Source organism: Myroides indicus (genome assembly GCF_004364575.1).
Taxonomy (GTDB): domain Bacteria; phylum Bacteroidota; class Bacteroidia; order Flavobacteriales; family Flavobacteriaceae; genus Flavobacterium; species Flavobacterium indicum_A.
This window is the reverse complement of record NZ_SOAG01000016.1, coordinates 1-19995: the sequence shown is the minus strand read 5'-3', so window position 1 is coordinate 19995 and position 19995 is coordinate 1. Positions and strand designations below refer to the sequence as shown.

Annotated in this window: 20 protein-coding genes; 11 read left to right on the top strand and 9 right to left on the bottom strand. The window is 34.3% G+C overall.

Annotated elements, in window-relative coordinates; genetic code table 11:
* Positions 1–88 precede the first annotated feature (88 nt).
* Positions 89–451: a winged helix-turn-helix transcriptional regulator gene (locus C8P70_RS07795; RefSeq protein ID WP_133712780.1), complete on the top strand. Its 363-nt coding sequence runs from the start codon at positions 89–91 to the stop codon at positions 449–451.
* Between the two features lie 130 nt (positions 452–581).
* Here C8P70_RS07795 and C8P70_RS07790 read toward each other — a convergent pair whose 3' ends face one another.
* Positions 582–1325: an SDR family oxidoreductase gene (locus C8P70_RS07790; RefSeq protein WP_133712779.1), complete on the bottom strand. Its 744-nt coding sequence runs from the start codon at positions 1323–1325 to the stop codon at positions 582–584.
* A gap of 107 nt (positions 1326–1432) precedes the next feature.
* Between C8P70_RS07790 and C8P70_RS07785 the strand changes: the two genes are divergently transcribed.
* Positions 1433–1795 (top strand): winged helix-turn-helix transcriptional regulator, encoded by a 363-nt coding sequence (locus tag C8P70_RS07785; protein ID WP_166666195.1) that lies wholly within the window; start codon positions 1433–1435, stop codon positions 1793–1795.
* 251 nt (positions 1796–2046) lie between these two features.
* On the opposite strand, the gene C8P70_RS07780 is transcribed toward C8P70_RS07785, so the two are convergent.
* The 3 genes from C8P70_RS07780 to C8P70_RS14135 all read right to left on the bottom strand — a co-directional run bounded on the left by C8P70_RS07780 (position 2047) and on the right by C8P70_RS14135 (position 3989).
* Positions 2047–2430 carry a VOC family protein gene (locus C8P70_RS07780; RefSeq protein WP_133712840.1) on the bottom strand — a complete coding sequence of 128 codons (384 nt, stop codon included), beginning with the start codon at positions 2428–2430 and terminating at the stop codon, positions 2047–2049.
* Positions 2431–2593: 163 nt separating this feature from the next.
* On the bottom strand, positions 2594–3409 hold the full coding sequence (locus C8P70_RS07775; RefSeq protein WP_133712778.1) for an AraC family transcriptional regulator: 816 nt from the start codon (positions 3407–3409) through the stop codon (positions 2594–2596).
* A 448-nt stretch (positions 3410–3857) separates the two neighbouring features.
* On the bottom strand, positions 3858–3989 hold the full coding sequence (locus C8P70_RS14135) for a hypothetical protein (RefSeq protein WP_262708897.1): 132 nt from the start codon (positions 3987–3989) through the stop codon (positions 3858–3860).
* A 300-nt stretch (positions 3990–4289) separates the two neighbouring features.
* Between C8P70_RS14135 and C8P70_RS07765 the strand changes: the two genes are divergently transcribed.
* The 7 genes from C8P70_RS07765 (at position 4290) to C8P70_RS07735 (ending at position 10706) form a co-directional block, all read left to right on the top strand.
* Positions 4290–4817, top strand: coding sequence for a c-type cytochrome (locus C8P70_RS07765; RefSeq protein WP_133712777.1), 528 nt, complete (start codon positions 4290–4292; stop codon positions 4815–4817).
* A gap of 44 nt (positions 4818–4861) precedes the next feature.
* Positions 4862–6826 (top strand): Sec-dependent nitrous-oxide reductase, encoded by a 1965-nt coding sequence (gene nosZ / locus C8P70_RS07760; protein WP_133712776.1) that lies wholly within the window; start codon positions 4862–4864, stop codon positions 6824–6826.
* An 88-nt stretch (positions 6827–6914) separates the two neighbouring features.
* Positions 6915–7523, top strand: coding sequence for a hypothetical protein (locus C8P70_RS07755; RefSeq protein ID WP_133712775.1), 609 nt, complete (start codon positions 6915–6917; stop codon positions 7521–7523).
* Positions 7524–7529: 6 nt separating this feature from the next.
* Complete coding sequence (locus C8P70_RS07750; RefSeq protein WP_133712774.1) at positions 7530–7964, top strand: nitrous oxide reductase accessory protein NosL; 435 nt, start codon at positions 7530–7532, stop codon at positions 7962–7964.
* A 13-nt stretch (positions 7965–7977) separates the two neighbouring features.
* Positions 7978–9237 carry a nitrous oxide reductase family maturation protein NosD gene (nosD, locus tag C8P70_RS07745; RefSeq protein WP_133712773.1) on the top strand — a complete coding sequence of 420 codons (1260 nt, stop codon included), beginning with the start codon at positions 7978–7980 and terminating at the stop codon, positions 9235–9237.
* Positions 9224–9931, top strand: a complete 708-nt coding sequence (locus C8P70_RS07740; RefSeq protein ID WP_133712772.1) for an ABC transporter ATP-binding protein — start codon at positions 9224–9226, stop codon at positions 9929–9931. Before nosD ends, C8P70_RS07740 begins: the two co-directional genes overlap by 14 nt.
* Positions 9924–10706 carry an ABC-2 transporter permease gene (locus C8P70_RS07735; RefSeq protein WP_133712771.1) on the top strand — a complete coding sequence of 261 codons (783 nt, stop codon included), beginning with the start codon at positions 9924–9926 and terminating at the stop codon, positions 10704–10706. The genes C8P70_RS07740 and C8P70_RS07735 overlap by 8 nt, the downstream gene beginning before the upstream one ends.
* Before the next feature lie 101 nt (positions 10707–10807).
* On the opposite strand, the gene purL is transcribed toward C8P70_RS07735, so the two are convergent.
* The 4 genes from purL to C8P70_RS07715 all read right to left on the bottom strand — a co-directional run bounded on the left by purL (position 10808) and on the right by C8P70_RS07715 (position 17711).
* The gene (purL, locus tag C8P70_RS07730; protein WP_133712770.1) at positions 10808–14482 is read right to left on the bottom strand and encodes a phosphoribosylformylglycinamidine synthase; all 3675 of its coding nucleotides are present in this window, start codon (positions 14480–14482) and stop codon (positions 10808–10810) included.
* 67 nt (positions 14483–14549) lie between these two features.
* Positions 14550–16049, bottom strand: a complete 1500-nt coding sequence (locus C8P70_RS07725) for a hypothetical protein (RefSeq protein WP_133712769.1) — start codon at positions 16047–16049, stop codon at positions 14550–14552.
* 70 nt (positions 16050–16119) lie between these two features.
* On the bottom strand, positions 16120–16887 hold the full coding sequence (locus C8P70_RS07720; protein ID WP_133712768.1) for a glycosyltransferase family 2 protein: 768 nt from the start codon (positions 16885–16887) through the stop codon (positions 16120–16122).
* An 89-nt stretch (positions 16888–16976) separates the two neighbouring features.
* Positions 16977–17711: a hypothetical protein gene (locus C8P70_RS07715; RefSeq protein WP_133712767.1), complete on the bottom strand. Its 735-nt coding sequence runs from the start codon at positions 17709–17711 to the stop codon at positions 16977–16979.
* Positions 17712–17765: 54 nt separating this feature from the next.
* Between C8P70_RS07715 and C8P70_RS07710 the strand changes: the two genes are divergently transcribed.
* A complete protein-coding gene (locus C8P70_RS07710) occupies positions 17766–18506 on the top strand; it encodes a polysaccharide deacetylase family protein (RefSeq protein ID WP_243832687.1) in 741 nt (246 codons plus the stop codon).
* Here C8P70_RS07710 and C8P70_RS07705 read toward each other — a convergent pair.
* Positions 18498–19238 (bottom strand): glycosyltransferase family 2 protein, encoded by a 741-nt coding sequence (locus C8P70_RS07705; protein ID WP_133712766.1) that lies wholly within the window; start codon positions 19236–19238, stop codon positions 18498–18500. The two genes, C8P70_RS07710 and C8P70_RS07705, sit on opposite strands and share 9 nt — an antisense overlap.
* Positions 19239–19298: 60 nt before the next feature.
* On the opposite strand from C8P70_RS07705, the gene C8P70_RS07700 reads away from it, so the two are divergent.
* The gene (locus tag C8P70_RS07700) at positions 19299–19811 is read left to right on the top strand and encodes a hypothetical protein (RefSeq protein WP_133712765.1); all 513 of its coding nucleotides are present in this window, start codon (positions 19299–19301) and stop codon (positions 19809–19811) included.
* Positions 19812–19995 lie beyond the last annotated feature (184 nt).

Here is a 19995-nt window from a genome sequence, read left to right as displayed (position 1 = left end):
GAGTTTCCAAAATTAGAAAATCATTGTTTATTTTTGTTACTTAATTTCAAAAAGTAATTGTTACTTTTGGGTAACTAAGTGAATAATCATGGAAAATAATTTTAGAGAACAGTGTAAGAAAGAGATAATAGCTGTTCACGATGCTATGGATTTATTGAGCGGAAGATGGAAAATTTCAATTATTGCCAGCTTGTGTTACCATCCTTCCCGTCGATTTTCAGAAATTTTGCGTGACGTTAATGGGATTTCCAATAAGATGCTGAGTAAGGAATTGAAAGACCTAGAAACAAATATGATTGTGAAAAGAACAGTCTTAGATATTCAGCCAATAGCAGTAGCGTACTCTTTGACATCTCACGGCCAAAAATTACATGAAATGATAGAAAGTTTATCAAAATGGGGCAAAGAGCACAGAAAAAAACTATTTGGTCAAACAGCTAATAAAGAATAATTTCTTGCGTAAAAACTGAAGGATAAGTTCCACTAGTTTAATCCTGACTCAGCAAATTGCATCTCTGATATTTGAGAAGGTTAGTCCTAAATAATCTCGATTTACTTATTTAAGACTAACCTATACTTCTTTATTTCAGCATAAAGTTCGTAACACCACCATCCACAATAATTTCTGTTCCGGTAATAAAGCTTGCTTGTTCCGATGCTACAAAAAGTATTGCTTTTGCAATTTCTTCTGGTTTCCCAAGTCTTTGCACAGCAGTTAAGGATGCCAAGTATTCTTTAGCTTCTGCTGGCACTGCATTTTCCAATCCCGGTGTTTGAGTTGGTCCGGGGCTGATGATATTCACACGAATATTCCTATCTGCCAATTCATTAGCAGCAACCTGAGCAATTTTATTTAAAGCTGCTTTGGTTGCGGCATAAATACTAGAACCCAAAGTTGACGCTGTTGCATTAGTTGACGACGTAAATATTACGGATCCACCATTTGCAATATGCGGTATCAAATGTTGTAAAGTAAAATACACTCCTTTTACATTGGTATTGAACTGCGCATCAAATTCAGCCTCCGTTGCATGTTCAATTGGAGCAAAAGAAGCAATTCCTGCATTTAAGAATAATACATCTATTTTTTTACCGCTGGCAGCAACTTTCTGTTCCAATTCGGCAATACTTTTCAAATTTGATGTATCAGAAACAAGGGTTCTTAAATTTGGATTATTGATTACTGCTTCCGCATTTTTTAAACCCTCGGCGTTTCGACCAGTTATCCACACATTTGCTTCCGCTTCAATAAACGCTTTTGCCGTAGCCAGCCCAATTCCTTTACTGCCGCCTGTGACGACAACATTTTTGTTTTTAAAATTCATTGTTATATATTTTTAAAATTAATTTAGGCAAAGATATTTTTTTCTTGTTATTATATGTAACTTTGTTCTTATAAATAACAGTAACATATATGTAACAAAGTAACATTATGAAGTGTCAAGTTGAAGATTTTAAGAAAGAGCATAAAAAGGAAATGAGAGCTGTACAAGACTCCATGTACGTATTAAGCGGAAAATGGAAAATTCCTATTTTAACCTCTATATGCTATTATAACAAAAGAAGGTTTTCTGATTTTTTAAATGATATTGATGGGATTTCGAACCGAATGTTAAGTAAAGAATTAAAGGAACTAGAAATTAATAAACTGATTAAACGGACAGTATTGGATACGCAACCTATAGTCGTACAATATGAATTAACCGAGCATGGTTTGACCCTACAGACAATTATTAATAATCTCACAGAATGGGGAATTGCACACCGGAAAAAGATTGTTCAAGGGATTGAGTAATTGTCAAATCGTTCTGTGGTCGCTTGTCTGCGGTGGTTTGGTAGCATTGCACATAACGTGCCGAGCATTGGCGAAGTGGCGGAAAATCGAAGCGGAAAGTTTCGATTTGGACGAAACGTAGCCAATGCTTTTTTGTCAGTGGCTAAATTACAAAAAAGCCAATGCAAAAAGCATTGGCGGCATACGAAGACGGAACTTTCAATTTACCGTGAACCCCGCCATTTCGCCAATGCTATGTTATAGGGCGTTTTTTACTCTTCTGTCGGTGGCGAATATTTTACGATGTCAATACCAACACCATTTGGGTCTTGAATGGCAAAATGTCTGTCGCCCCACGGTTCGTTGCGAATGTCAATTTTTATTTCAACGCCTTTCTTTTTCAACTCTTGGTAAATACTATCCACGTCATCTACTTCAATGGTCAGATAAACACCTTGATTTTGGAAAGGTTGTTGAAAAATAGGTTGTTGGCTTGGGTGGTTTGGAAGCAAAAAACTGATTTCCGCTTCGTGGTTTGGCGTGTGCAACAAAAGATAAAACTCGTTTTCAAATGTTACGCCAAAGCCCAATGTTTTGGTGTAAAACTCTTTTGTTTCTGCCAATTTTGATGTTACGATACCTGCATTTAATTTCATCTTGATTTCTTTTTTAGTTACTGAATTTGTTTGTGAAAATACATTTGCCGTTAAGCAAAATGTCGCAATGATTAAAACTATTCGCTTCATTGTTTTTGAATTTGATTAACGATGCAAAGTTCATACAACTGAAACTTTTGGAATAGTAAAAATCGGACAAAATTCATCTGACAAACGCTTTGCTTGGCGTAACGCCATAAAAATTTTTGAACTCTTTTATAAAATGTGATTGGTCGTAATAACCAACGTCAAAGAATAGTTTGTTTTGTCGCAGACTTTGGCTTGATGGCTTGGCTTTGAGAATATTTTGAAAACGGACAACTTTGCTGAAAGTTTTAGCGGTGTCGCCAATGTAAAATTCAAAAAGTCTGCGAAGTTGCCTTGTACTGATACCCGTGTCTATATCCTTTTCAATGTCAAGCATTCCAAAGTTTTTCAGAATGAGTTCTATTGCACCGTAAAGTCTGTTGTCGTTGTCAAAAGTTGTATTGGTAGTCAGTTCACGAAAATAATTATCAAGTAATGTTTTTATTTCATCTTGCTGTTGAGTTTCATTGAAACTGTTTGCAATAAAGTCGGACAAATGTGGAACAACCGAATTTAAGTGTTCGTAACGGTTACTTAATTCTATTGCGTTTATTTTGAAAAGCTGCGGAAACATTGTCGGCAGAAAACGAACACCAACGTAGTTGAAAGTATTGTCAAGCGGAAATTCCGTGAACTTTTTACAGAAACCCATTACATAATTTTCTTTCGGGTTGTTTAGTTCAAAATAGATGTCAATGCAACCGTCTGAAACAACACGATAGTTGAATTGTTCTGAAAGTTGCTGTGTAGTTTTCAATTGCCAATAGCAATAAATGAAAGGTTGAAGTTTTATGTCGGGCAAAAATTCCGTGTAGGTTACGTTGTCAGCCGATTGTCTGACTGTCGGTTGAATGGGATTGTAGAGCGTTCTTATTTCTGTCGTAATGTTCACTGTTTGTTGTTAGCATGGTGTCTGTCTTAAAATGCCCTATAACGGCTCGGGGCTTCACGCAGGTTTCTCGCTTGCGTGAAACCCAAGTTCGAGGACAGTCCCGAAGGGCTGTGCTTGACGTGTGAAGCCCCGAGCCGTAGCGAGGGAAGCCCGAAGGGATTTCCTCGCTACGGGAAACGCATTGGCGAAGTGGCGGATAAATTGGACGGAAAGTTCAATTTAGCAGGAACGTAGCCGATGTGTTTCCACAGAAGCTAAATTATTAAAAAAAGCTGAATGTGGAACACATTCGGCGGCTTAATATGCAGAAAGTTTCAATTATCCGAAAACCCCGCCATTTTGCCAATACCTTGTTAGCTGTAGTGTTTTTTTAATTCGGTGTTATTCGTCTTTTGTCTTAGTCTGTCATTATTATAGCCTATACTTTCTTTTACTATTATTTAGAGCTTCAAACCAGAATCTCTTTTTCAAAACAAATGCTACTTTCTATATTAGCATATTGTCCATAATTAGGTGTGATTTCAAAATTATTTTTCTTATATAAGCTGATTGCTTCTATCATTTTGTCTCCTGTTTCCAAAATACATTTTTTATAACCTAATTCTTTCGCCTCAAATATTCAAAAAAGAATTTAAGTTTTGTACTGTAGGCAAAAGATAAAAACACTTATTATTCCTCTACAATTATTGTTTTGCTCACTCTTAAAACAATTAGAAAGTTGTCTTTCAATTATTTGTTAGTATGTGCCATTGTTTCTTAATCTTAAGTATATTTAAATAAAAGATGAAAATATCTTTATTTTTCAAAAGTGATAAATATCATATTATGAAAGTTGTTTTACTAATAATTTCGTATCAATAAATGTAAAATATAAATAAAAATGAAAACTTCGTCAAATGTATTTTTCTTGCTTGTTATGAGTTTAGGTCTATTAGTTAGCTGTAATTCTAAAGCTGATAAAATGGCAGAAACAGAATCAATTATCACTAACGAAAGAAATGTAAAAACAGCAGAAGAAACTAAAACTATTTCTGAAACAGAGATGCAAAAAACAGCTGAAGCTTCTGAGAGAATTGATTTGGAAAACAAAGGAGTGGGACCTGTAAAATCATTGATTCTTGCTGACATTGATCAAAAATTAGCGGCAAAAGGGCAGGAAATATTTAAAAATATGTGTACAGCTTGTCACAAACCTGATAAAAAATTTATTGGACCTGCTCCAAAGGGAATTCTGGAAAGAAGATCTCCGGAATGGGTAATGAATATGATCTTAAATCCGGAAGTGATGATTAAAGAAGATCCTTTAGCTGAAGAATTACTAAAAGAATTTAATGGTGCGCCTATGGCTAATCAAAATCTGAAAGAAGATGAAGCCAGAGCAGTTTTGGAATATTTCAGAACCCTTTAATTACTAATACTATTTGTTTGACTACACTAATAAAACATATTCAAATGAAAAAAAGATTTAATTTATTGGCAGTTTGTTCGCTTGCAGGGATATTTATGGCAGGGTGTAACAATCCATCCTCTTCTAATAAGCAGAGTGGAGCAATGGCAACCAATGCTGCAGAACGGGTTTATGTAGCACCGGGAGAGTATGATGAATATTATGGTTTTTTTTCCGGAGGATTTAGCGGACAGTTATCTGTATACGGATTGCCTTCAGGAAGGTTATTTAAAGTGATTCCGGTTTTTTCTCAGGATCCTGAAAAAGCTTACGGATATAGCGAAGAAACTAAACCTATGTTAATGACTTCGCATGGTTTTATACCTTGGGATGATGCGCACCATCCGGATATTTCACAAACTGATGGAGAATTAGATGGCAGATGGATTTTTATTAATGGAAATAATACGCCGAGAATTGCCCGTATTGATTTAGAGGATTTTAGTACAGCAGAAATTATCGAAATTCCAAATAGTGCCGGAAATCACAGTTCTTCCTTTGTAACTGAAAATACAGAATACGTTGTAGCGGGAACCCGATTTTCCGTTCCGGTTCCTCAACGAGATATTTCTATTAAAGAATACAAAGGAAATTTTAAAGGTACATTGTCCTTTATTAGTGTTGATCAGAAAACCGGAGATATGAATTTGTCGTTCCAAATTATGATGCCTGGCTTTAATTACGATTTAGCGCATCCCGGACGAGGTAAATCGCATGGGTGGTTTTTCTTTACTACGTATAATACAGAAGAAGCACATAGTTTGTTAGAAGTAAACGCTTCGCAAAATGATAAAGATTTTATTGCAGCAGTTAATTGGAAAAAAGCGGAAGAGTATATCAAAGCTGGAAAAGGTAAAAAAATGCCGACTAAGTATGCACATAACAAATTTGATAATAGTACGCATACAGCAACTTCAACAATGAAAGAAGAAGTATTGATTTTAGATGCATCCGAATTACCAGGTTTGGTATATTTGCTCCCAACGCCAAAATCGCCTCATGGTTGTGATGTTGACCCAAGCGGAGAATATATTGTCGGAAACGGAAAACTTTCAGCAAATCTAACAGTACACTCATTCGATAAAATGCTGAAAGCTATCGAAAGTAAACAGTTTGATGGAGAATCCTATGGTATTCCAATCTTAAAGTTTGAAGATGTTTTGGCAGGAGTTGTAGAACAGCCTGGATTAGGTCCTTTGCACACAGAATTTGACGACCAAGGAAATGCTTATACAACTTTCTTTATTTCCTCAGAAGTTGTTAAATGGAAATTGGGGTCTTGGGAAGTTATCGACAGAAAACCAACTTATTATTCCGTAGGTCACTTGATGATTCCGGGCGGAAACTCAAGAAAACCAGACGGAAAATATTTAGTGGCAATGAACAAAATTACCAAAGACAGATATTTACCGGTAGGTCCGGATTTAAATCACTCTGCTCAGTTATACGATATTTCGGGGGACAAGATGGAGTTGTTGTTGGATTTTCCAACGATTGGAGAACCGCATTATGCAGCTGCTATTAAAGCAGATAAAATTATGCATAAGTCAAGAGAGATTTATAAACTGGACGAAAACAAGCACAAATACGTAACCAAATCACCGGCAGATGCCAAAGTGGTAAGAAACGGCAAAGAAGTTCACGTTTATATGACAATGATCAGAAGCCACTTTACACCGGATAATATTGAGGGAATAAAAGTCGGCGACAAAGTGTATTTTCACGTAACTAACCTTGAACAAGATTTTGATGTTCCTCACGGAATCAGTATGTTAGGAGCAAATACAACAGAGTTGCTTGTAACTCCCGGAAAAACAGAAACTTTTGTTTGGGAACCTAAAGAAGTAGGAGTGTGGCCATTTTACTGCACAGATTTTTGTTCGGCATTGCATCAGGAAATGCAAGGATACGTTCGCGTGTCTCTGGCAGATTCAAATATTGAGCTTTCTTGGTCGTTAGACGACGAGTAACAATAGCTAATTAAAGCACAAGCTAACATTTTTTTCAATTGTTAAAGGACAAAACTCAGGTTTTGTCCTTTATTAAAATCACTTAGTCATGAAAAAAGCCTCTGTATTAATGATTATCGGTTCGGGATTGTTGTTTTCACTTTTCTTTTTTCCGTTGTGGAACATAGAACTTGGCGCGCCACAATATCCCGTTCCATTGGGAATGAATATCTACATTGATGGCATTAAGGGAGTAAAAGAATTTGATATCCAAAATATTGACGGACTCAATCACTATATTGGAATGAAAACCATACCTAAACCTGAAGAAATGTGGGAGTTTACCGTTTTTCCTATTGTGATAGGATTGATGGCAACACTTGGAATAGCAATCGGATTAGGAGCATTTTTTGAAAAAATAAAGCCTGTATTTTTTCTGTATTGGCTTTTATTGATGGGTACTTTGGGAGTTTTAGGGATGTACGATTTTAATTTGTGGTTATTGGATTATGGTAGGAATTTAGATCCGCACGCCATTATGAAAATGGTAGATTTAAACGGAAACCCGCTAACTTACGAACCACCTTTATTCGGACATCGAAAAATATTAAACTTTGACGCTTATTCTTACCCTCATATAGGAGCTTATTTAATGGCACTGGGAATGGTATTCGTATTCGCAGCTTATTTAGTAGGAATCAAACAATATAAAAAATAAAAACTCATGAAAAGACTCATCTTTATCAGTACGCTTTTCTTGTTAATGGGATGTGGTAAAAACGCACAACCCATTAATTACGGAAGTGACGGTTGCGATTTTTGCAGAATGACAATTGTTGATAAGGCTCATGTAGCACAATTGGTGACATCTAAAGGGAAAAATTTTAAATTTGATGCCATTGAATGTATGGTTCACTATTTGAACCAACAGGAAAATGACCAAAATTATCATCTTTTACTTGTTGCTGATTTATCTAATCCGGGTGAAACCATCGATGCTAAATCAGCTGTTTATATTATCTCAAAGAAAATCCCGAGTCCGATGGGCGCGTTTTTATCGGCATTAAAAACCGAAAGTGAGGCTGAGGAAATTATCGCCGAAAACGGTGGGGAAATTTATAACTGGAACGAGATTTTAAACAAATTAAATCACAAATAACTTGGATGATATTATGAAAACAAAGGCTCAATATCGCCATCTTATTTTTTCATTAATAATCCTTTTGGTATTTTATAAAGCAGAAGCAAATATACATAAAGTCTGCTCTACCTGTCCCTTTCAAACAATTGCAGAAGCAGTTGATAAAGCGCAGGAAAACGATGTAATTTTTGTAGAAGATGGAACCTATGTTGAACACGAAATATTAATCGATAAACCATTGACTTTAAAAACTAAAAATGCAATTGTAGATGGTGATAATCAAGGAGAAATTTTTGTAATAAAAGCAGATAATGTAACTCTTGACGGATTTACGCTTATCAATGTAGGAACAAGTTATATTCGCGATTATGCAGCAATACGAGTAAGAGAAAGCAAGCATTTTACAATACAAAACAACACAATTAAAAACTTGTTTTTCGGAATTTATATTGAAAAATCAAAGACGGGAAAAATTCTCAACAATAAAATATACGGAAAAGCCGTCAGTGAATATAATTCCGGAAACGGAATCCAACTTTGGTACAGTGATGATATCGAAATTGCAGATAATTATGTAGAAAAAGTGCGCGACGGTATTTACCTCGAATTTTCAAATAATTGCACAATCAGCGATAATATCAGCAAAAACAATGTTCGTTACGGATTGCACTTTATGTTTTCAAACAATGATTTAGTTCAAAATTGTTCTTACATAAGCAACGGAGCCGGAGTAGCTATTATGTTTTCTAAAAGTATGAAAATGCTGAATAATACTTTTGCGGACAATTGGGGTTCGGCTGCATACGGCGTTTTGTTGAAAGAAGTGAACGACACAGAGTTGAGTTACAATACGTTTAAAAACAACACAACCGGAATAAATATCGAAGGATCAAACCGCGTGGTGTACAAACACAATGATTTTATAAGTAACGGCTGGGCAATTAATTCGCGCGGTGCCAATTATCAAAACGAAGTAAACTACAACAATTTTTTAAACAATTCTTTTGATTTGGTGTATTCCGGAAGGATGAACAGCAATAATTTCAACTCCAACTTTTGGAGCAGTTATACCGGATATGACTTGGACAAAGACGGAGTTGGCGATGTGCCGTATCGCCCCGTAAAGTTGTTTTCATACGTGGTAAATAAAACGCCCGAAGCTATTATTTTTTTGAGAAGCTTGTTTGTTGATCTGATTGATTTTTCAGAAAAAGTTTCGCCTGTATTTACACCAGATAATTTGATGGATGAAACTCCGTCAATGAAAAAAATAAAACATGATACAAATTGAAAATCTACATAAACGCTTTGGCGAAAATCAAGTTTTAAAAGGAATTGACATTCAGATAAAAAGCGGGGTTTTAGCCATTTTAGGACCCAATGGTTCAGGAAAAACCACATTGAATAAATGTATTTTAGGAATGGTTTTTCCGGATAAAGGGAAAATAACTGTAAACCAACAGGATATCAATAATCGCTGGAATTATAGAAAAGAGATAGATTATCTTCCTCAAATTGCCAATTTTCCAAACAACATTACAGTCGCAGAATTGATAAAGATGATTAAGGATTTGAGAAACGTCAAATCAAAAGATGAAACGCATTTATTACAATTGTTTAAACTTCAGCCTTTTTTAAATAAAAAACTAAATAACTTATCGGGGGGAACCAAGCAAAAAGTCAACCTGTTATTGACATTTATGTTTGACAGCCCTATTATTATTTTAGACGAACCAACTACAGGATTAGATCCTGCCGCACTGATTATTTTAAAAAAACTCATTGAAGAAGAAAAAAAGAAAGGAAAAACTATTTTAGTTACTTCTCACATTATGAGTTTTGTGGAAGAAATATCCGATGAAATCATGTTTATCTTAGAAGGTAAAATATATTTTAAAGGAACAATTTCTCAACTTAAAAACCAAACTCAGCAAACCAATTTTGAACACGCAATAGCCTCAATTTTAATTGACAACCATGCTTAAAATATTAAAATATAGTTTTTACGACCTCATCAAAAGTAGATGGAGTTATATTTATTTGCTTTTTTACCTTTTGCTTAGTTTTGTGCTGTTGTTTTTAAACAACGACATCGGAAAAGCAGTAATCACGCTGATGAATGTTATTATTATTCTGGTGCCGTTGATTGGAACAATTTTTGGCATTATGTATTATTATGATTCTAAAGAGTTTACAGAATTGCTTTTGGCTTTGCCTTTAAAGCGCTCATCTATCTTTTTGGGACAATATTTAGGAGTTTCTCTTTCGCTGTCAATGAGTTTAATTATCGGTTTAGGAATTCCCTTTATCAGTTACGGACTGTTTCAATCCGCCGTCATATTTGATTTTATACAACTCATTGTTGTCGGTTCGTTTCTTACATTTATATTCACGGCACTTTCTTATAACATCGGACTGATGAACGAAAACAAAATCAAAGGTTTTGGTTTTTCAATTTTGGTTTGGCTGTTTTTAGCCGTTATTTACGACGGCATTTTTCTATCCGTTTTAATGATTTTTGGCGATTATCCATTAGAAACAGTTACGTTGGTAGGAACAATTTTTAACCCCATTGATTTGGCTAGAATACTAATTTTGCTAAAATTAGATATTTCCGCTTTACTCGGCTATACCGGAGCTGTGTTTAAAAGCTTTTTTGGTGGGGCTTCCGGAAGTTTTCTGGCAATGGGAATTTTATTTATTTGGGCGGTACTTCCTATTTGGCTGATTAAATACAAAGCGAGCAAAAAAAACTTTTAAGAGTTTACTTGTTGATTCATATGTATTTGATTAAAAGCAGAACTCTATCTTTTAAGTTCTGCTTTTTAAATATTATAAATAGACAATAGAGGACCAGCTATTTAGTATTTATTTGAATTAATATCTTCAATCCATTGACGAGCATTAACAAAAGCTTCCATCCAAGGAGAAACTTCGTCTTTGCGTCCTTCTGGGTAATTCGCCCAATGCCATTGGAACAATGAACGCTCAATATGAGGCATCATAACCAAGTGACGTCCTGTATTGTCACACATCATAGCGGTGTTGTAATCAGAACCATTTGGATTCGCAGGATAGCTATCGTAAGCGTATTTTGCTACAATATTATAGTTGCTTTCTGCTTCTGGTAAATTGAATTTACCTTCACCATGTGAAATCCAAACCCCTAAAGTACTACCTGCTAATGTAGATAGCATAATGGAATTGTTCTCTTGAATAGTAACCGAAGTAAAGTTGCTTTCGTGTTTTTGAGAATCGTTGTGTAACATTTTTCCGTGAACAGCATGCTCAGGATTAATCAATTCCAATTCCATAAACAATTGACAACCATTACAAATACCAACAGATAGTGTATCTTGACGTGCAAAGAAGTTTTTCAAGGCTGTATTTGCTTTTTCGTTGTACATGAAAGCACCTGCCCATCCTTTAGCTGATCCCAATACATCCGAGTTAGAGAAACCTCCAACTGCTCCGATGAATTGAATATCTTCTAATGTTTCTCTACCTGAAATTAAATCCGTCATGTGAACGTCTTTTACGTCAAATCCAGCTAAGAACATGGCATTGGCAACCTCTCTTTCAGAGTTACTTCCTTTTTCGCGGATAATCGCTGCTTTTGGACGTGGTTTAGACGCATCCACAACTGGTTTCTTTCCGTCAAATTGTGCTGGGAAAGCAAATTGTAACGGTTGGTTTTTATAGTTGTTAAAACGATCTATCGCTTTGTTGTTTTTCGTTTGTTTTTGATCCAATAAATACGAAGTTTTATACCACGTATCGCGGATTGCAGGAACACTATAGCTAAAGCTATCAGTTCCATTTTGGAAAGATACTGTTTCTTCTGTTACAACAGTACCAATCTTAGTTGCTTCAACACCTGCTGCTTGTAAGGCTCTTTTAAACGCTTCATCGTTTTGTGCTTGAATGACTAAACCGATATTTTCATTGAAAAGAACTTTTACTGTATCCTTTTCATTTAAAGCCGTTAAGTCATAACGAGCTCCTAAATTTACATCGGCAAAGGTCATTTCTAAAAGCGTTGTGATTAAACCACCACTTCCAATATCGTGACCTGCTGCAATTTGGTTGTTTGCTACTAAATCCTGAACTGCATTGAATGCTTTTTTGAAGTAGGCTGCATCTTGAATTGTTGGAACTTCTTGTCCGATTTTATTTAAAATTTGAGCAAAAGAAGAACCTCCCAATTTGAAGCTGTCTTGAGATAGACGGATATAGTAAATAGAACCAGCGTTTTTCTTTAAAGTAGGCTCTACGATTTTTGTAATATCCGTACAGTTTGCTGCTGCAGAGATAATTACTGTTCCAGGAGCAATTACCTCGTCATTCGGGTATTTTTGCTTCATAGAAAGAGAGTCTTTTCCAGTTGGAATATTGATTCCCAGTTCAATCGCGAAATCTGAACACGCTTGAACTGCTTCGTATAATCGAGCATCTTCTCCAGGATTATTACAAGCCCACATCCAGTTTGCTGATAAGGAAATCCCTTTCATTTGGTCTTTTAATGGCGCCCAAACAATATTGGATAAAGCTTCAGCAATGGCATTTCTACTTCCAGCAGTAGGATCAACCAAAGCCACAACAGGAGTATGTCCTACTGTCGTAGCAATTCCCTCTTTTCCTTTGTAATCCAAAGCCATAGCTCCTAAGTTATTCAAAGGCAATTGCAATGGACCTGTACATTGTTGTTTGGCCACTCGACCTCCCACACAACGGTCTACTTTATTGGTTAACCAATCTTTAGAAGCTACTGCCTCTAATTGCAATAATTGGTTTAAGTATTCGTCTACTTTTTCAACAGTATAATCTAAATCAGCATACACACGGGCAATCGTTTGATCGTCCATGATTGTTTTTGGAGAGCTACCAAACATTTCTTCGATAGCAAAATCCATTGGTTTAGCTCCAGTTTTTGCTGATTCAATGGTAAAGCGGTGATCATTAGTAATTTCACCTACTGCATACATTGGTGCACGTTCTCTTTCAGCAATGCGCGCTAATGTATCCATATCTTTTTTACCAATCACCAATCCCATTCTTTCTTGTGATTCGTTTCCAATGGTTTCTTTAGCCGAAAGCGTCGGATCACCAACTGGAAGTTGGTCTAAATTGATATGTCCTCCTGTTTCTTCTACTAATTCAGATAAACAGTTTAAGTGTCCACCCGCACCGTGATCGTGAATCGATACAATAGGGTTGTGGTCTGCTTCAACTAAACCGCGAATAGCGTTCGCTGCGCGTTTTTGCATCTCTGGGTTTGAACGTTGAATGGCATTCAATTCAATTCCTGATCCAAATGCTCCTGTATTAGCCGAAGAAACTGCAGCTCCTCCCATACCAATACGGTAGTTTTCACCTCCCAAGATAACCACTTGGTCTCCTTGTTCTGGTTTGTGTTTTTTGGCTTGATCTAACTTTCCGTATCCAATACCACCCGCTTGCATAATCACTTTATCAAAACCAAGTTTACGCGCTTCCTCTTCGTGTTCGAAAGTTAAGATAGATCCAGTAATCAACGGTTGTCCGAATTTATTTCCAAAATCAGAAGCTCCATTTGAAGCCTTGATTAAAATATCAATTGGGGTTTGGTATAACCAAGTTCTCTCATCCATGGCTTTTTCCCATGGGCGATTCTCTTCTAAACGAGAGTAAGAAGTCATGTAAATAGCAGTTCCTGCTAAAGGCAATGATCCTTGTCCTCCTGCTAAACGGTCGCGAATTTCTCCTCCTGATCCTGTAGCGGCACCGTTAAAAGGCTCTACCGTTGTAGGGAAGTTGTGCGTTTCTGCTTTTAAAGAAATAACAGAATCAAATTCTTTCTCCGCATAAAAGTCTGGTTTATCCGCTGATAAAGGAGCGAATTGTGTTACACGTGGTCCTTTTACAAACGCAACGTTATCTTTATAGGCAGAAACAATGTCATTTGGATTTGTTTCTGATGTTTTCTTGATCAATTTGAATAGTGAACTCGGTTTTTCCTCTCCATCTATCACAAATGTTCCGTTGAATATCTTGTGACGACAGTGTTCTGAGTTTACTTGTGAAAAACCAAATACCTCTGAATCTGTTAGTTTACGTCCTATTTTATGAGCTAATTTTTCCAAGTAAGTAATTTCTTCCTCGTTAAGTGCAAGACCCTCTTCTTGGTTGTATTTCGCAATATCCTCGATGTAGATGATAGGCTCAGGTTGAATGTGAATCGCGAATATATCTTGATTCAACGTTTCAAATACTTGGGACAACATCGGGTCGAATTCTTGTTGGTTTGCTTCGAAAAATTCTTCAATACGAACAATTCCACCAATGCCCATATTTTGTGTAATCTCAACCGCATTGGTACTCCAAGGCGTAATCATAGTCGCACGTGGACCGATAAATTGACGGTTAATTACTTTTTGATCTAGGTGCTTAGCGTCGCCAAAAAGCCAATTTAGTTTTTGAATATCTTCAATAGATAAAGCGTTTTTCACCTGAACAGCGTAGAACTTTTTTGAAGGATTTTCGAAGAAAAAAATCATTGCGATAAGATTATTTTAGTTGTTGTTGTATGGTGCAAAAATACTTTAAAAAAAAACAATTTGAAAATTATTCTTGCATAGTGTTTATATGTTGATATGCTCCAAAATCTGGTTCGGAACTGCGCAGTTTTCCGCTTAAATCGTTGGGAACCTTTTGGGCTGTTTTGATGCCGGCTTTTCCTAATATCGAAGAAGATTGGTCTGTAGGTTGATATTTATTACGATTTATATCTGCAAAAACCACTTTTCCGCTATTTTGGTTTGTCAATATAAAATTATCTGCATAATAAGTAGAATCGTTATAATTGTAAGGAAATGTGTATGACATTGTTCTGTTGCTGAGATCTTTAAACAGGTTATTTTTGAATTTAAATTTTTGAATGTTTGCTTCATCAGAATGGATGTTAAAACTAGTTGATGCAGATGAATAGATTAAGCAGTTTTCAAAAGTATATGAACCCAAAGAGGTTTCAGCTTTATTTTCTATGAGAAGTGAAGTTTGATCAGGGGCATTCCAATAATTGACTAAGGAAGAATGGATAAAACTATAATTTCCGCCTTCTTGGAGTGCCATAGTAGATATTCCTGCATTGGCAGTTATCAGGTTTTTCCCGTTTATTTGTGCATTTATTGCTAATAAGCCATATTGCACACTATTGTAAATCTGTACATTGTATAAATTTAAATCTAGAGTATTTTCTGCAATAAGACCGATATCAGTATTGGTAACAATGAGATTGTTTAAGGAACTTTTGGATGTTTCCTGTAACCAGATTCCTCTCCATTGACCAGGGAGGTAGCGATATGAATATTCTAGCCTGTTGCCGGTGAATACAATGGGTTCCTCAATTGTTCCATTGGCTTCAATACTACTGTTTTTTTTAGCAATTAATCCCGAATTATTATAGAAAAATAATTCTGCGCCTTGGTCAATAATTAGTTTTTTGCCTTCGGGAATAGCAGCAAACCCGTAAATAACATATGGCTTTTTATTAGTCAGGTGTAAGGTATTTCCGGCAGTCGGGTGATTTTCAGTTAACCAAAAGCCGTTTTCTTTTTTGTTTTTGGAAACATCAATTTGTTCGGTTATCCCATTTAGGTCTTTTTTGGGATATAGGAAATAAGCATCTCTAACTAAGCTAACTAATTCTATATTTTGTGGTTTAGCTCCGCCAAGGAATTGGATTTGATCTGTATATAAATATGATTTATCTCGAGTTTTGTCAAAATCAATGGAGGTTTCTATAAAAATATAGATACTATCTTTAGCAAGCACCTCAATGTTTTCAAATGTTTTGCCGCTGATGCCATCAATCATAAGTTTATAATATGATTGTTCTCCATTAGCCAAACCAACTTTTGGAATATAAATGTTTTTAGTTGAGTTATTATATGCTTTTAATGTATAAACAGCTGATTTTATATTGGTGAAAACGGTGTCTAGATAAACAGTATCTTTAGAAAAAGTAAGAGAGTCGCTCATAGGCTCAAAATCTATGTCTTTTCGGCAGGAAATTGACAAACAGATTATGACCAAAGTAAAACAAACATGTTTTAAAGTTTTCATGGGAATCATTTGTTGTAAAAATAATCAAAAAAGATATGGACAACAAAAATTATACGCCCAGTGTTTGTTTCTAATTTTTAATATCATTTCTCAGCATCCATACTTTTATGTAGCGCAAAATTACCGCATAAAACCCCAAAAAAGACATAATAAATCCAGGAATGCCGTCTTTGTATCCTTTTTGGATAATATAATGTTTGAAAAAACGGAAAGAAGGTTTAAATACAAAATGAAAGAATCCTAATTTACCTGTTTTTTTGTTGTAGTCTTCAGCTTGTAGTGTAGCATATTGGTTTAATTTTTCTATATGATAGTCGAATCCTTTATAGGTATTATGGTATAATTTGTTTTTCAGAAAACCAATAGAACCTTCTGTTATAATTTCTTCGTGAACTTTTTTGTTATTGTATCGGCATTTGTCACGATGAAAAAGCCGAATTACTTTGTCTTTTTGAAAACCGCTGTAATTGATAGGCTGATTAAAAAAGTGATTTTGCCGATATATCCAATATGCATTATGACTTTCTAATTCATTAGAAGAAATTAAAGAAAGTATTTCTTTTTCTAATTCACGGGTAATTCGCTCATCTGCATCTAAAAGTAAAATCCACTGATTAGCCATTTGGGGGATAGCCCAGTTTTTTTGGTTTGAAAAGTTGTCAAATTCTCTAAAAATTATTTTAGCTCCTAAGGATTGTGCAATTTCCACTGTTTTATCAGTACTGTAAGAGTCTATAACAACAATTTCATTGGCTAAATTTTGCGCAGATTCAATACATGACTTAATATTAATTTCTTCATTTTTTGTAGGAATCAAAATGCTGAGGTTCGTCATCATCAACTGTATTATATAGTTTATATAACGCAGTAAGTTAGATGAGTGTATTTAAAATTATGTTATAAAAAACTTAGTGTATTGTGAAAAAGCTAATCAATTCTTCGATATTTCATCCATAAAAATAATTGCTCTTTGAATGTAGATAGCGCATATAAATAAGCCAAAATAAAGCCGATTTTTCCATCTGAAAACCCTCTTTTCATTATCCATCTGTATAGTAATTGATTTAGAGGGCGAATAAAAAAGCTTATTAAAAAAAGCTTACGATTTTCGGAATACTGATGATAACCTATTATTTGACTTTTCCATGTAAGAAATAGATTAAAATCATCAAACGCAATAGGCTGAAATGTTTCAAAAGATGATTGTATTTTAATGTTTTTATGACTAAAGATACTTAGAGGGTTTATTGTATTATGATATAGCCAACCGCTAGCTTCTTGAGTGTATCCTCCTTTTTTAATAACATTTCCCATAAAAATTATTTCTTTTGCATGTATACCGTATATTGTTTGTGTATTGAGATTATTGGTAGCAATATTTTTAATTTCGGATATAACCATTTTATTGATGGTAAGGTGCATAGGAAGAAATAAAATCCATTTTGAAGAGCTGTTAAGTGAACTCTCTTGATATTTTTCAAAAAAAAGAGTACTTTCTACATTAATTAGTTTAACCGGGACTTTATTTGACAAAGAAACAATGTTTTTTAGATCACGGCGATTTACGATTAAAATAATTTCTTTAGCAATTTCATTTAATTTGTTTGCCCATTTATCAAAATTGGCTTCTTTTTGGTACAGGGAAAAAATCGTTAGTTTCATAGATGCAAATTTGTAGAACAATATTTTTAAAATATTTTAACAAAAGTAATAAATTTGTCCGATAACAAATCTAAAAATAAGATAATGGGCGTTTTACCTGTTTTAATGTATCATAATGTGTTGAGTAACGATACAGAGTTAAAATCATTTTCTATTCATGAAAGAAAGTTAGAAACTCAATTTCAATATCTCATAAAACATAATTATGTGACTCTTCACTTTTCTGAGTTAGATAAACTGAAAAAGATTCCTCAAAAAAGCGTTATCATAACTTTTGACGATATTACAATAAATCAATTAGAATACGCTGCTCCTTTATTAGAAAAATACAACTTAAAGGCTACTTTTTTTATTCCTTTTTATTATATCGGTAAAAGCGATGAATGGAATGGAATGGACAATCCCGAACCCATTATGAGTTTGGAGCAGATAAAATCTCTGAGCAGTAATATTGAATTAGGTTATCATTCTTATAAACACCGGCATTTTTCAAATCTTAGTAAAATAGAAATAGAAAATGATTTTGAAGAGAGTATTAGAGTGATAGATCAGGAAAACTTAAAAGTTTTTCCGGTAATAGCATATCCTTTTGGAAACTTTCCACGTAAAGAACCTCATAAATCTGTTTTTTTTGAGATTATGCAATCTTTTGGAATAAAATATGGTTTGCGAATAGGTAATCGCATTAATAAATTTCCTTTCTCATCATCCTTTGAAATAAACAGAATTGATATTAAGGGAACAGAAAATAGTTTTCAGTTTAAATGGAAATTAAAATTTGGAAAATTATTTTAGATTTTTTTGAAGCAGTATCAATTTTGCATAACGTGCAAAAACACCATAAGCGTCAAATGTGGCTCCGGCTAACCCAGGAATACCGTCTAAAAAACCTCTTTTTATAAAATAAATATGAAAAAAACGGTAAAATGGTTTAAAAACAAGATGAAAGTAGTTTGTTTTTTTATTTCTTTTTAACATCTCTCCTGCCTGAAACCAGGAATAAGATTCTTTTTTTGACAGATAGTGGTAAATGCCTTTATAAGTATAGTGCAGAACAGGCTGGTTTAGGATTTTGGTGTTACCCTCAGGAATGTTTAATTTTTCATGTACGTCTCCTGTAAAAATAATGTCTTTGTTGTATACTAGTCTAGTCACTTTGTCTGCTTTTCGGTATAAAAAGCGGTTGATGAAAAAATGAGGAAATTGTAATTTATATGCTCTGTTTTTACCTGGGCTTTCAATAGCGGAAATTATCTCATTTCTTAAAGCAATACTGATGCGCTCATCTGCATCTAAAAATAAAATCCATTCTCCCTGTGCATGAGGAATTGCAAGATTTTTTTGCTTAGAATAATTTTCAAACTTATTAAATAGAATCTTGCAGTTCATTTTTTCTGCTATTTCTACCGTTTGATCGGTGCTGTATGAATCAATTATAATAATTTCGTCCGCAAATGATACAGAATGAATAGCGTCTGCAATATAAGCTTCCTCATTATAAGTTGGTATGATTACCGATAATTTCATAACTTGATTTTCAAGAGTCACAAGAAGTACAAAGATAAAAAAATCGTTTATATTTGATTTATGAAGAAAAGAGATTTAGCTGTATTTATTAATAATATTTTAAATGTTATAGATTTACAATATATTTTATGGAGTCTAGACATACAAACTTATCGAAATTTTGAGGTGTTTGTTGTTAATTCTACTGCCAATGCAGAACTGAAAAATGAAATCGAAGCAATTAAAGCACATACACATTATCCAATTTACTTGACAGATAAAATAGATTTAACAATAAGTGCACAAAATATTTTGCTTATTCATAAACGAGCAATCTTTGGGTCTCATTTATTGGAAGAACATATTAAAAGAAGAAAAGAAGGGAAAGTAATTATGACGAAACCCCATCTTATATCTACGAAAGAGTTCAATAGTTTTTCTAAGAATGATGTATACATGGAAAGAATGCTTCAAAATAAACTTTTGATAACAGATTCTTATTCTGAAGTTTACTCTTGTTGGAAAGATGAATTACCTAATAGTAAAACAGACTTGGCTAGCATCTTACAAAAACTTAAAAAAGTAAGAACTTAATAGAATCGGGCTCTTACTTTTTTAAGATATTAAATGAATTAGTCAATACTTAATCTGACAGTTATAATAAAATTGAATAACTTTAAAACAAGATTAAGTATTATGACTACACAACAAAAAATCATCAAAAACAAGTTGGGCGTGTTAGAATTAGCACAACATTTAGGAAATGTATCTAAAGCTT